At 33.2% G+C, this 12,405-nt stretch carries 12 protein-coding genes; 5 read left to right on the forward strand and 7 right to left on the reverse strand.

Annotated features, from left to right (window positions below):
• Positions 1-9: 9 nt before the first annotated feature.
• The 4 genes from ACS8MM_RS01935 to ACS8MM_RS01950 form a co-directional block, all read right to left on the reverse strand.
• Positions 10-1,539: a pyridoxal phosphate-dependent decarboxylase family protein gene (locus ACS8MM_RS01935; RefSeq protein WP_379712475.1), complete on the reverse strand. Its 1,530-nt coding sequence runs from the start codon at positions 1,537-1,539 to the stop codon at positions 10-12.
• Positions 1,540-1,684: 145 nt separating this feature from the next.
• A complete protein-coding gene (locus tag ACS8MM_RS01940) occupies positions 1,685-2,302 on the reverse strand; it encodes a response regulator transcription factor (RefSeq protein ID WP_379712477.1) in 618 nt (205 codons plus the stop codon).
• A 356-nt stretch (positions 2,303-2,658) separates the two neighbouring features.
• Entirely contained in the window at positions 2,659-4,461 is a 1,803-nt protein-coding gene (locus ACS8MM_RS01945) for a cytochrome-c peroxidase (protein ID WP_379712479.1), read from the reverse strand.
• Complete coding sequence (locus ACS8MM_RS01950) at positions 4,462-5,895, reverse strand: alkaline phosphatase PhoX (protein ID WP_379712481.1); 1,434 nt, start codon at positions 5,893-5,895, stop codon at positions 4,462-4,464.
• 255 nt (positions 5,896-6,150) lie between these two features.
• Here ACS8MM_RS01950 and ACS8MM_RS01955 point away from each other — a divergent pair, with 255 nt between their 5' ends.
• Both ACS8MM_RS01955 and rocD read left to right on the forward strand, forming a co-directional pair.
• Entirely contained in the window at positions 6,151-6,612 is a 462-nt protein-coding gene (locus ACS8MM_RS01955) for a DUF1003 domain-containing protein (protein ID WP_379712483.1), read from the forward strand.
• A gap of 157 nt (positions 6,613-6,769) precedes the next feature.
• Complete coding sequence (gene rocD, locus ACS8MM_RS01960; protein ID WP_379712485.1) at positions 6,770-8,014, forward strand: ornithine--oxo-acid transaminase; 1,245 nt, start codon at positions 6,770-6,772, stop codon at positions 8,012-8,014.
• 53 nt (positions 8,015-8,067) lie between these two features.
• Here rocD and ACS8MM_RS01965 read toward each other — a convergent pair whose 3' ends face one another.
• Both ACS8MM_RS01965 and ACS8MM_RS01970 read right to left on the reverse strand, forming a co-directional pair.
• Positions 8,068-8,394 (reverse strand): CCC motif membrane protein, encoded by a 327-nt coding sequence (locus ACS8MM_RS01965; RefSeq protein WP_379712487.1) that lies wholly within the window; start codon positions 8,392-8,394, stop codon positions 8,068-8,070.
• A gap of 9 nt (positions 8,395-8,403) precedes the next feature.
• A complete protein-coding gene (locus tag ACS8MM_RS01970; protein ID WP_379712489.1) occupies positions 8,404-8,688 on the reverse strand; it encodes a DUF2752 domain-containing protein in 285 nt (94 codons plus the stop codon).
• 88 nt (positions 8,689-8,776) lie between these two features.
• On the opposite strand from ACS8MM_RS01970, the gene ACS8MM_RS01975 reads away from it, so the two are divergent.
• Both ACS8MM_RS01975 and ACS8MM_RS01980 read left to right on the forward strand, forming a co-directional pair.
• Positions 8,777-8,953, forward strand: a complete 177-nt coding sequence (locus ACS8MM_RS01975) for a hypothetical protein (protein ID WP_379712491.1) — start codon at positions 8,777-8,779, stop codon at positions 8,951-8,953.
• Positions 8,953-9,507 carry a Smr/MutS family protein gene (locus tag ACS8MM_RS01980; RefSeq protein WP_379712493.1) on the forward strand — a complete coding sequence of 185 codons (555 nt, stop codon included), beginning with the start codon at positions 8,953-8,955 and terminating at the stop codon, positions 9,505-9,507. The genes ACS8MM_RS01975 and ACS8MM_RS01980 overlap by 1 nt, the downstream gene beginning before the upstream one ends.
• On the opposite strand, the gene ACS8MM_RS01985 is transcribed toward ACS8MM_RS01980, so the two are convergent.
• Complete coding sequence (locus ACS8MM_RS01985; protein ID WP_379712495.1) at positions 9,502-10,452, reverse strand: hypothetical protein; 951 nt, start codon at positions 10,450-10,452, stop codon at positions 9,502-9,504. The two genes, ACS8MM_RS01980 and ACS8MM_RS01985, sit on opposite strands and share 6 nt — an antisense overlap.
• 126 nt (positions 10,453-10,578) lie before the next feature.
• Between ACS8MM_RS01985 and ACS8MM_RS01990 the strand changes: the two genes are divergently transcribed.
• The gene (locus ACS8MM_RS01990) at positions 10,579-12,342 is read left to right on the forward strand and encodes an MFS transporter (RefSeq protein WP_379712497.1); all 1,764 of its coding nucleotides are present in this window, start codon (positions 10,579-10,581) and stop codon (positions 12,340-12,342) included.
• Positions 12,343-12,405 lie beyond the last annotated feature (63 nt).

Genomic DNA, 12,405 nt, shown 5'->3' on the forward strand with positions numbered 1-12,405 from the left:
AATTAGAAATTAGTTTATTAATGAGTAGTCTTGTCCGTGTTGAATGATTAGTTCAATAACTTCTTCGATGTCCTGCGTTGTAGTGAGTGGATTTAACAAAGTAAATTTTAAGAACACCTCATCTTTTACTTTAGTACTTGTAATTATTGCTTTTCCTTCGTTGAAAATTGCTTTTCGGATGTAGCTGTTAAGGTTGCAGAAAGAAGCGTTATTTCCTGTGTAAGGAGTATATCTAAAAACTACAGCACTTATTTCGGGTTGATGGATGATTTCAAAATCGTTTCTTTGGCTAAGATAAGCTGCTGTGAATTTTGCATTTTCAATTGATTTTTCAAGATAACTACTTAATCCTTTGCTACCTATAATTCTCAAAGTAAACCAAAGCTTTAATGCGTCAAATCGGCGAGTAGTTTGAATTGATTTTTTAACCATATTAGGAATTCCTTCATCTTCTTGTTCTTTTGAATTCAAATAATCTGCGTGGTATTTGATATAATCAACAAAAGATGTATCTCGCATAAAGAATCCGCTTGAACTTACCGGTTGGTAGAATGTTTTATGGTAATCAATAGTGCAAGAATCGGATAGTTCCATTCCTTTGAGTTTTTCCTTGTACGACTCACTAATTAACAATCCGCCACCATATGCAGCGTCAACATGAAACCATAGCTTGTTTTCTTTTGCAATTTGAGCGATAGCGGTCAAAGGATCAATTGAACCAAAATCGGTCGTGCCAGCAGTTCCTACAATAGCAATTGGAATATTTCCTTGTTCTTTAAGTCGATTGATTTTGGCCTTTAAATCAGCGATGCACATTTTGAAATTTTCATCAACAGCAACTGCGACCACGGCATTTTGACCTAACCCCAATAAACTAAGGTTTTTTTTCAAGCTGAAATGGCTAATTTCAGAGCATAAAATTTTAAATTTCGATGCCTCTTGAGGAAGACCATCCATTTTGGGATCGATTGCATAATTGCTTTTGATGTAATGGTCTCTAGCTAATAGTAGCCCCATCATGTTGGATTGTGTTCCACCGCTGGTGAAAATGCCGTCACCGTTTTTTGGATAGCCCAAAAGTTCCAAAGTCCAATCGATCAATTTTAATTCAATGAAGGTTCCACCAGCACTTTGGTCCCATGTATCCATTGAAGAGTTTAGTGATGATATGAATGCTTCTGCAACTAAAGTTGGTATTAGAATAGGGCAGTTTAAATGCGCAATGTATTTTGGATGATGGAAATGAACACAATCATTTAGATATATTTCTTTTAATTCTTCAATTACATAGTCTAATGATTTTCCCTCATCGTTTTTGAAATCTATACGATTAATTCTTTTTTTGAGAATATCCATGGCTATTCCAGTAAATGGAGTATTTCTATCTTGAAGGTTTTTTGAGATCGCCTTGACTGCCTTTTTCATACTTTTTTTATATGCATGAATAGACTTAGTTTCATTGGAAAACAGATGTAAATTATAAATTTCGGTGTCTTTTTCCGTCAGTTTTTTTGGTTTGATTTGCTCCTTAGTGCTCATTTTATTTTTATTTAGATTAATTCTAAAGAATAAGAAAAGGCAAAGCTAAATTCTTAAAAGTGGCGAAACAATACAGTAATGAGGTTAAAATGAACTACCCTAATCAAGGTATGATTGGTGAGGAAAAGACACAGAAAAATTGTGGTTAAACAATTTTTTCTCGGATAGCATAGAGTATGAGTTCTGAAGTTGAATGAATTCCGGTTTTTTTCATGATGTTTTTTCTATGTGTACGAAAGGTGTGGATGCTAATATACATTTGAGCTGCAATTTCATTTGCATCACGTCCAGTGGCAATTTGTTGAAGTATTTCGAATTCTCTTGTGGAAAGTGTATTGTTTTTCTGGATTATGATGTTTTTTTGGAGAAAATCGATACAATAGTATTTTTTGTCAGCATTGATCGTTTTCATCATTTCTAAAATTGAATTTTCAGATGTATTTTTCGATAGGATTGCATCTATTTCTAGGTGGTTACTATTGGTATCTTTATTGAATTCATTATTATCAAAATTCAAACTTAGAACAATCAGTTTAATTAATGGATGTTTTTTTTTGAAAGATATGATTTCTTTAAATTCTTGATTGTTAATAGTTTCAATACCAATAAATAAATAATTAATTGAGGTTTTTTTTAGTTTATCTTCAGCTTGTTGCCAAGTTTCAAATTCTATGATTTTAACTTTGATCAATAATTTTTGTAGGTACGTTTTTAAACCGATTCTGTAGAGATTGGGAGAATCTAGTAAGATTATAGTTTTCAATTTATTTTTATTTAGACTGTGTAAAAATAATGAATTTTATACTTCCGAAAAAATATTAGTGTTTTCGTATAAGATTGAATAAAAAAACCTTCGAAGAAAATACTCTCCGAAGGTGATTCCTATTATGTTTTTTGGTATTAATCCATCCTACATTCGATGTTTACGTCATCATATGTCGTTTCAATAATTTAATTATTGAAAGATCATTTGAATTGGCATTGGAGTTGGACTCTTTCTTGGTTTTATTAACTTAAATCTTCTTATTGTTAACCCGTTAAGATGCTACTGATTTATATTTAAGTACTAAATAATTTAAAAAACCTTTTTATAAAATGATTTCTTTGTTTATCGAATAGCTACTTTCTTGCATTGTTATTTTGGACTTCATCAGTTAAGGTTTTCAGAAAAGCAATCAACTCTGATTTTTCTGTAGCGCTTAAATTCAATGAATCAAAGGGAAGCGTTTGGAATTCAAGTTGTAATCCCAAACCGTTGCCACCGCCTGCATCATAAAAATCAATTACTTCTTCTAGGGTCGTATAGACTCCATTATGCATGTATGGCGCAGTTTTGGCAATATTGCGAAGGGTAGGGGTTTTAAAAAAATACTTCCTATTTTCAGTTTTAAATACCTCATATCTTCCCAAGTCCGAATCAATTTTTGGATGTAATTTGTTTTTTGAATTTGGAACACCAATAAGTTCTATTTCCGATTCGCGGTAACTACCGGGAACTGTTCCATTAAAAAGTGGGGCAAAATGACAGGTGGCACACTTTGCTTTTCCCATAAATAAATTAAAACCATTTATTTCCCTTTGCGTTAAAGTGTTTTCCTTGTTGGATATATTTTTGTCAAATTTAGAGTCGAATGGATTTAACGACAAGATATAGAGAGCTATAGCCGACCTGATAGTATAATCTGTAGGTTGTTGTTTGAATGTTTTTTGAAACAATGTTGGATACACAGATGATTTTTTCACATAGTGAACTATTTCATCCAGTGAACTGTGAAATTCATTAGGATTGGTGATTACATCTACAATTTGACCTTCAAGTCCACCTGTCCTGTTATCATAAAAGAAGCCTTTTTGAAGACCGGCATACAGTAAGGTTGGTGAGTTTCGTTTTGTTCCTGGCGACTTGGTTTTTCCGTCGGTAAACGCTAGTTCCGCTTTATGGCAAGATGCACAGCTTATAGTTTTGTTTTCAGATAAGTTTTTATCATTAAATAATTGTTTACCTAGAGCAATTTTATCCAAATTCGTTGGGTCATCCTGATCGGTAAAATGTTTGATGTTGAAAGTTTTTTTGTCGAACAATGACACAATATCATATTGAAAGGCTTGTTGGATTTTAAATTGTACTTTCCAATCGGTAACAGTCTTGTTCCAGAGTATTAAAGTGGAATGCGTATGGTTTTTGATGAAAGTATAGCGGTCAAAGCTATTGAAATCGGTTTGCAAAGCTTTTTGTGATTCTTCAATTTCAATCATCCAATTTTGAAAAAGCCTTTTGTCAGTAAAAGACGCTTCAAATAAAAAGAGTATTTTTTTTAGCGATTCGTATACGGTTTTGCTGTCTTCCAATGAAGTAAATGCTGCAGTACTGTCAAATCCTGTAATTCCTTTTAAAGCCACTCTGTTTAAGGCATCTCTAATTATCCAAAGTATATGATGATGATCCAATTGAGACAATGAACTATTATTCTTCAAAAGTTTTAATCGACCCGATGTAAGTTTGGCCTCTTTTTTTATTTTTTCATAGTCCGGTTTTGCATTATATATCTGTTCCTCCAATACTTGAAATCCAAAGGGATTACTAATTCTGATATTCGTTGCATCTTCTTCAGCAACTTTGATAATGTTGGGTTGATTGATAGCCTTATAATTACTTTCATCAATAAATGCTAAAATGGGTTCGGCCAATTTGAAATTTTTTTTGGCTTCTTTGTAAAGCATTTTGAATTCTATAATAGAAGAAGCTTTATCCATTTTATCGAATGCCAATGAAGATTTATCAAGACAAGCTTTATAATGTTTTTCAAGTTGTATAAACGCTTGTCTCGATTCATAAGTATTTTCATTTTTACAGCTTGTAACAAGCAGTAAAAGGCTATTTAAAACAATAGCCTTTTTTAAGAAACAAAAAATGTTTTTCATTTATCTTTCTAAACCTTTGATTAAGTATAATGTACTTCCTTCTTTATAGGTTGTTGATGTAACAGCTTTGGGGTCAAAGAAACTATTGTTATTCCAACCATGATTTTGTGTTATGATAAGAAATGACCCATCGATACCAATCTTATCGGATACATCCACCATACCAGTAAATTCCCATGAAGTGGAAGTATTACCATAGCCTTTACTTTCAGCCATTGTTTGATCGCATTCTAAAACCACTTTTAAAGCTCCTGTTTTTAAGTTGTACTGGTATAAATATGCATTGTGTGTTTTGTCAGCAGTATCTGGATAACCATTAGGATCTTCCATGATGTATAAGTAATCTTTTGTAGCTACTACATTGTCTGGACTGTGAAATTGCTTCGCTTTTCCCGTTAATTTATCACCATCCAATACACAAGTGATTTTACCGCTTAAAGGGTTATTAGCATCTAAAATCACTTTGTAAATTCTTCCGTAAACGGTTCCTTTTCCAATTAAGTCCGTTTTCTTTCTTCCGGTAACGGCAAAGTAAAATTCACGGTTATTTTCTGGTGATCCTTTTCGGTAATCAATATCTTCTACTCTTGAAAATCCCATGATTCCTTTTGCAGCGGATTCTGCTTCAATTTCATTATATGTTTTTTCATTGTATTCTACGAACGAAATATCATAAGATGTTCCTTCAACCATATCCATTTCAAAATGTATTGCAGAATTATTCACTTTCAAACCATATAATTTTCCGTTATCTAAATCACCACGATTTCCTACATACATTGCTAATTGCCCTTTTGGTGTGAAATTATCAGCATAATCGTCACCAATTAAAACGACTGTTTTATTACTGTATGCGTCTTTTCCAAGTGGTACGGCATTTTCAACATCCCATTGACCTAATGCAGGAAGCGTTTTGCCAGTTCCCGCTTCGGTAGTGTTTTTAAACGGATCTGTGGCAAATACATTTTTAGAATTTCCATCCCATTCTCCACCAGAGAGGAATAATGGACCAAAACCATGTTCTTCTGGCGTTACCATAGTTCCAGAACACATTGCAGTGTTAGCTGTACCAGCAGCATTCAAAACATATTCTCCTTTGACAGGTTTGAACGTTTTATCAAAAGTTATGCGAGCTACCGAATAATGTGCTTCAATGTTATTTAAGAGTGAATACGTTCCATCGGAATTCTTGAGTAAACCATTTCCATCTGCCATAGATCCGTACACAAATTCTGGAAAACCCGATAACTTGTCTTCAGAGCTTAAAAGTGAATAAATCTCTAGTTTTTCAAAACCGGATTTTTTACTAATAAACACAGGTGTCTTTGAATGATTTTTTAATTCTACGGGATTTGGAGCTTTGTCTTCGTCAGAGTTGCAGGCAATAAAGGAACCTAATAAAGCCGAACTCAATAAAACTTTTGAAATTTTCATGTATAATTAATTTTGATTGCAATGCAAACTTAGATTGCCTTTGTTACGAAATTCTAACCTAAATATTTTTAAAATTGTAAGAAAAGGTTAACAATTTGATGGAAAGTAAGGAGAATGTAAGGTGAAAGTTGAATTAGTGGTTTTTTGAACTGTTTCAACCCAAAACTTCGAGAATGAATAGAAGATAAAGCGCCAAATTTGTAATTATGGGAGTTGTTATTTGTACTTTTGAAGTAAACTTTATTTCTAATAATTATGACGGATAAAGAAATTAAACGAATTGTTGATTCAGAAGATGATGCTGAAAGAACTTTTGGGCAACGTATTGCAGATAAGGTTGCTACTTTTGGTGGAAGTTGGACCTTTATCATTTCTTTTTTATTCTTTCTATCGCTGTGGATTTTTGCTAATATTTATTTTTTGGCTAACAAAGGATTTGATCCCTATCCATTTATTCTATTGAATTTAATTTTGTCCTGTATTGCTGCACTTCAAGCACCTATTATTATGATGAGTCAAAACAGACAAGAAGAGAAGGATAGAGAAAGAGCCAAGAAAGATTTTCAAATTAATCTCAAGGCAGAGGAAGAGATTCGAATTTTACAAAAGAAACTAGATCATATTTTGGAACATCAGCATCTTGAATTAATTAAAATTCAAAAAGAACAATTACAACTTTTGCGTGAAATCAAATCGAATTCGCAAAAAGAGAATTAAGATGTAGCTATTTTTTAAGTTATTCTTTTCCACTTCATTTGACCAATTTGAAATTTTGATTTTGGAATTTATATTTTCTACATTTGTAGCAATTAGCGGTTGATTTCTCACCTTAAGAAGGAATTGCGATTTTACCAATCAATAACAAATTATTATCATGGCAGTTTTAGAAAAATTAAGTTCAGCAGAAGCCATTGCATTAGAAGACAAACATGGAGCACACAATTATCATCCGTTACCGGTGGTATTAAACAAAGGGGAAGGTGTTTATGTGTGGGACGTAGAAGGAAAAAAATATTATGATTTCTTGTCGGCTTATTCGGCAGTGAATCAAGGTCATTGTCATCCTAAAATTGTAGGAGCAATGATGGAGCAGGCGCAAACACTTACGCTTACTTCAAGAGCTTTTTACAATGACAAATTAGGTGTTTACGAAAAATTTGTAACCAACTTTTTTGGATTTGATAAAGTTTTGCCTATGAATACAGGTGCTGAAGCTGTTGAAACTGCTTTGAAATTGTGTAGAAAATGGGCGTATGAGAAAAAAGGAATCCAAGAGAATGAAGCTCAGATTATTGTTTGTGAAAATAACTTCCATGGAAGAACGACAACAATTATTTCTTTTTCTAACGACGAAAATGCCCGTAAAAACTTTGGACCTTACACAGCTGGATTTATTAAAATTGCGTACGATGATATTGATGCTTTAGAGAAAGCAATTACATCTTCTACTTCAATTGCAGGTTTCTTAATAGAACCTATTCAAGGTGAAGCTGGAGTTTATGTGCCAACTGAAGGTTATCTGGCAAAAGCAAAAGCATTGTGTGAAAAGCATAATGTTTTGTTTATTGCAGATGAAGTACAAACAGGAATTGCTCGTACAGGAAAATTATTAGCCGTACAACATGAGAATGTACAACCGGATATTTTAATTTTAGGTAAAGCTTTATCAGGTGGTGCTTATCCAGTTTCTGCTGTTTTAGCTAACGATTCCATTATGAATGTTATCAAACCAGGACAGCATGGTTCTACTTTTGGAGGAAACCCTGTTGCAGCAGCAGTAGCAATTGCGGCATTGAATGTGGTTACAGATGAAAAACTGGCTGAAAATGCGGAACGTCTTGGACAGATTTTTAGAAGTGAAATCGGTAAATACATCGAAACATCATCTATTGCAACTTTGGTTCGTGGTAAAGGTTTGTTAAATGCTATTGTTATCAATGATACAGAAGATAGCGATACAGCTTGGAATATCTGTATGAAATTAGCTGAAAACGGTTTATTAGCAAAACCAACACACGGTAATATCATTCGTTTTGCTCCACCTTTGGTAATGACAGAAGAACAATTATTGGATTGTGTTTCAATCATTATTTCAACGCTAAAGTCATTTGAGAAATAAATAGAAAAACCCCGAGAAATTCTCGGGGTTTTTTATTTGAAGAGTAAACAAGATTAGTTCTTTTGAAACTGTCTCAACATTTCCATTAATTGCTCTTGTTGTTCTACATCTTTTCCAGTAACTTTCATGTAAATGGCATAAACTAACGATAGTATACTTAAGACCAAACTAATGGTGTTTACAGTTTTCCATGTTTTTACATTTTGAATGTCGTAGTTTTCAGGATTTTCATTGTAAGTAGCTTCGTCTTTTTTGGCTAAATGAATTCCGATAAGTGATAATATAATCCCCAATACACCACTTGTGCAACAGCAACCTACAAAAGAAGTTAGTGCTAAAATCATTGCTGATTGTTCGTTTGGTAATTTTTGTTTTTGCATAGTTCTGATTTAAAAGTTTGTTTGTTTATAAATATATGAAGTGACCATGATTATTGCATTAATAATGGCCAATACAATTATTATTTTATTATAATTTCTCGACTTATCAAAGAAATGAAAACCAATTGCCATAAAAAAAAGCAATAAAGTATAAATAGGTGGGTACATATAAAAAGCCTCTACAAATTTTCCTTGGAAAAGCAAATACAGTGAACGTTGTGTACCACACCCAAAGCATTCCACTCCAAATAGAGTTTTGTTTAGACATGGAATCATATATTGTTCAGCGCTCATAATTTTTAAATTTGACCAATTTTACAAAATATCCTACAAATTAAAAAACCTTTGACGTTAAATTGTATTTTTGAAAAAAAATAACAGTATGAAAAAGGTGATCATTTTTGTTTTAGTGATTTTGGTTATTGGAGTTTTGGTTTGGCAGCAAGCCTCAGAGGAACCTAATACTTGGGTACAAATTATGGGATTCGTACTTTTGTTTTATGGTATGATGCGTTTGAGCAGAAAAGTACCGAGTAAAAATCAAGATAATAAAGAATAATGTTTACAAAAGGAGATAAGGTTTCAGTTTTGGATGACGATATTAATGGTGTCGTTGTGAAAGTATTGGGTAATGAAGTGACAATTGAAACAGAGGAAGGATTTGAATTAACGTTCCAAAAAAAAGAACTTATTTTAATTGAATCTTCAGGAGATTTAATGAACAGCATAGCAAAAACCAATTTTGTATCGATTAAGAAAGAAAAGGAAATTGAAAAGCCTAGAAGTTTTATCAAAGAAAAAAAATCCAAAAAAGAGGATTTTGTTCTTGAAATCGATCTTCATATCGAAAAATTAGTCAAAAATAAAGGCGGAATGAGTAATTATGATATTCTCACCCTCCAAATGGATACGGCCAAAAGACAATTGGAATTTGCTCAAAGAAACCGAATTCCTAAAGTGGTTTTTATCCACGGCGTAGGTGAGGGTGTATTAAAAGCAGAATTGGACTTTCTTCTTGGTAGATATGATAATATCAGTTTTCAAGATGCTAATTACCAGAAATACGGATTAGGTGCAACCGAAGTCTACTTTATCCAAAAGAAAAGTCTATAAAGAAGTATAATACACTCCAAATTCATAATCTTCACCCGGTTTTGGACTGTAATATTTTACTCCACGTCTAAAAGTAGTATTGAAAAGGTAAATGGTGTGTTTGAAGGTGTTGGGATCAATAGTAGCTTCTGTTTTTACTTTGATGATACCCGAAACATTGGTTTCTCCACTATCTGCAATCCATTCTTCAGATAAAGTTGGATTTGATGGCGGTATAGAGGAACAGAAAAATTCTTCATTCAATCCGCCACTGTAAACTCTATACACCACTCTGTTATTAGTAGAATTGATCAATGCAGTTCTTGGATTATCTACTGGAGTCACTGCGTTTATAAATAAATTGGATTTTACTACATCTAGTAATAAAACTTTATTGGAATTGTATTTGAAAAGCAAATTATTGGAATCGCATTTCAGAACTGCTGATGGAGAAGTGAAGTTAAAAGCCAAATCTGTTACATCAGTTCTGTAATTGCCAAATACATAGTTGTCATAAACCACCTGTTTACCGGGTGCTTGAAAAACAATGTTTATAAATGTTATGGCATGGTTGTAACCGATGATTTTTGTCGGAACAACAGTATCATAGATTGGAGTTGATTTGATTTCTACTGTTCCACCGTCCAAACAAATCCATTCTTCAGTAACAGTTTGTGTTGGAGTTCCACAAATAGAAGAAGTTGCAACAGCTTGCGAATATCTTCTATAGGTGATGGATGTACCACTTTCCACACTATAAGTTTGGGTTTGCGTTTGGTTAGCAAATTTACTTTCCGGAGTTGTAAAAATTAAGGCTTCTTTATCATTGATTTTATATAATGTACTGGCGTCTGTACATTTTTGTACGGTAGCAGTTTCAAAGTTGAAATTTTCAACAATGATATCACCGTCATCACAACCAGTTAATAATAAAACACTTACTAATAAAGCCCAAACGTATTTCATCAGAATCTATTTTTTAACAAAAATACTACTTTTAACTTCTAATAAAAGCTTTGAATGTCATTTTAAGAGAATTTAAACAAAATGCCTATATTTGGATACTAATCAAAAACAAAAAACTCATTTTTTATGACTTCTGAAACGCAAAAAACGAATTTTCCTGCGCTTTATACGTTAATATCGGTTTTCTTCTTTTGGGGATTTATTGCCGCAGGAAACAGTATTTTCATCCCTTTTTGTAAAAGTTATTTTTCGTTGGATCAATTTCAATCTCAGTTGGTTGATTTTGCTTTTTACACTGCTTATTATATTGGCGCACTGCTACTTTTTATTTTGGGAGATAGAAGAGGAAAAGACATTGTCGGAACTTGGGGATATAAAAAGAGTATTGTTTACGGATTGTTATTTTCGGCATTAGGAGCTGGAGCTATGATAATTGCTGTAGAAGCTAGTGTATATGCCGGTATGTTATTAGGGCTTTTTATTGTTGCTTTGGGTTTTTCCCTGCAACAAACTGCAGCACAACCTTTTTCAATTTTATTAGGTGATCCTAAAACAGGGGCGAGCCGTGTAAATTTAGGCGGAGGGATTAATTCATTGGGAACAACCATTGGACCAATCGTTATTTCACTGGCTTTGTTTGGAACAGCTGCTTCGGTTACAGAAGAGCAAATCAAATTATTGGAACTGAATAAAGTGATCTTTTTGTATGTAGCTGTAGGTTTGCTTTTCATTGGTGCTGCTGCTCTGTTTTATTTTTCTAAGAAAGTGCCTTCTGGGATTTCTGATGAACCTATAGAAAAGGCTAATAAAGCGTTACGTACACTTGTGGTAATGACACTTCTATTAGCGGCTTGTTTTACGCCAATTTTTCAGAGCTACAAGAGTGAAGAGTCTAAAAAATTAGAATTACTACTGTCAGAAAAAGCCGAATTTGAAAATAATTTAAAAAATATGGAGATTACTGCTGAGGCGGCTAAAGAAGCATTCGATAAGTATGATGCTCAAATCAAAGTAATCAAGGAACCTTTAGAACAAAAACGAATGCTTTGGTTGTCTGGAGCCTTAGTAGTAGTTCTGGGTGGTATTTTCTTCGCGTATGGTTCGGCAAAGAAAAATTCTGAAGGTTGGGGAGCGATGCAATATCCGCAACTGGTTTTGGGTATGTTGGCTATTTTTACTTACGTTGGAGTAGAGGTAGCAATCGGAAGTAATTTAGGAGAATTACTAAAATTAAAAGAATTTGGTGGACTTGAATCTTCAGACATTGCACCTTATATATCAATGTATTGGGGGAGTTTGATGATTGGTCGTTGGGCTGGTGCCATTAGTGTTTTTAATTTAAAAGGCAATAAGAAAATAATTGCGTTAATTGTTATACCGATAATTGCTTTTGCAGTGGTATTAGCAGGTAATATCATTACAGGTAAGAATATGTCACCATTGTATTGGTATATTGTGTGTGTTGCATTGCAGATCATAGCTACTTTTATCAGTAAAGATAAACCGGCAAGAACATTGATGATTTTCGGATTATTTGGATTGGGAGCAATGACTATAGGATTAATGACTACCGGAACTATTGCTATTTATGCCTTCCTGGCTGGTGGCCTTGCATGCAGTATTATGTGGCCAGCAATATTTAGCTTGTCAATTTTAGGTTTAGGAAAATATACGTCACAAGGTTCGGCATTTTTGATTATGATGATTTTAGGTGGTGGTATTATTCCTCCAATTCAAGGTAAATTATCAGACATCATTGGAATTCATCAGTCCTATATTGTTGCCGTTGTATGTTTTTTATACTTGACTTTGTTCGCTATTATAGTGAAAGGGATTCTAAAAAAACAAAATATTGATGTAGACGCAATCGAAGTGGATGCAACGCATTAAAATCTTAAAGAAATATTAATTTAAAGAATCGGAGAAAGGGAATTGAGTACTTTTACTCCGATT

Origin of the sequence: Flavobacterium sp. MAHUQ-57 (assembly GCF_051908335.1) — a bacterium.
GTDB lineage: Bacteria > Bacteroidota > Bacteroidia > Flavobacteriales > Flavobacteriaceae > Flavobacterium.

What these genes read in the sequence shown, in the direction of transcription:
- ACS8MM_RS01950 (WP_379712481.1), bottom strand. Translation starts at nt 5,895, where the DNA reads ATGAAAATTTCAAAAGTTTTATTGAGTTCGGCTTTATTAGGTTCCTTT.
- rocD (WP_379712485.1), top strand. Translation starts at nt 6,770, where the DNA reads ATGGCAGTTTTAGAAAAATTAAGTTCAGCAGAAGCCATTGCATTAGAA.
- ACS8MM_RS01945 (WP_379712479.1), bottom strand. Translation starts at nt 4,461, where the DNA reads ATGAAAAACATTTTTTGTTTCTTAAAAAAGGCTATTGTTTTAAATAGC.
- ACS8MM_RS01980 (WP_379712493.1), top strand. Translation starts at nt 8,953, where the DNA reads ATGTTTACAAAAGGAGATAAGGTTTCAGTTTTGGATGACGATATTAAT.
- ACS8MM_RS01970 (WP_379712489.1), bottom strand. Translation starts at nt 8,688, where the DNA reads ATGAGCGCTGAACAATATATGATTCCATGTCTAAACAAAACTCTATTT.
- ACS8MM_RS01985 (WP_379712495.1), bottom strand. Translation starts at nt 10,452, where the DNA reads ATGAAATACGTTTGGGCTTTATTAGTAAGTGTTTTATTATTAACTGGT.
- ACS8MM_RS01935 (WP_379712475.1), bottom strand. Translation starts at nt 1,539, where the DNA reads ATGAGCACTAAGGAGCAAATCAAACCAAAAAAACTGACGGAAAAAGAC.
- ACS8MM_RS01955 (WP_379712483.1), top strand. Translation starts at nt 6,151, where the DNA reads ATGACGGATAAAGAAATTAAACGAATTGTTGATTCAGAAGATGATGCT.
- ACS8MM_RS01975 (WP_379712491.1), top strand. Translation starts at nt 8,777, where the DNA reads ATGAAAAAGGTGATCATTTTTGTTTTAGTGATTTTGGTTATTGGAGTT.
- ACS8MM_RS01990 (WP_379712497.1), top strand. Translation starts at nt 10,579, where the DNA reads ATGACTTCTGAAACGCAAAAAACGAATTTTCCTGCGCTTTATACGTTA.
- ACS8MM_RS01965 (WP_379712487.1), bottom strand. Translation starts at nt 8,394, where the DNA reads ATGCAAAAACAAAAATTACCAAACGAACAATCAGCAATGATTTTAGCA.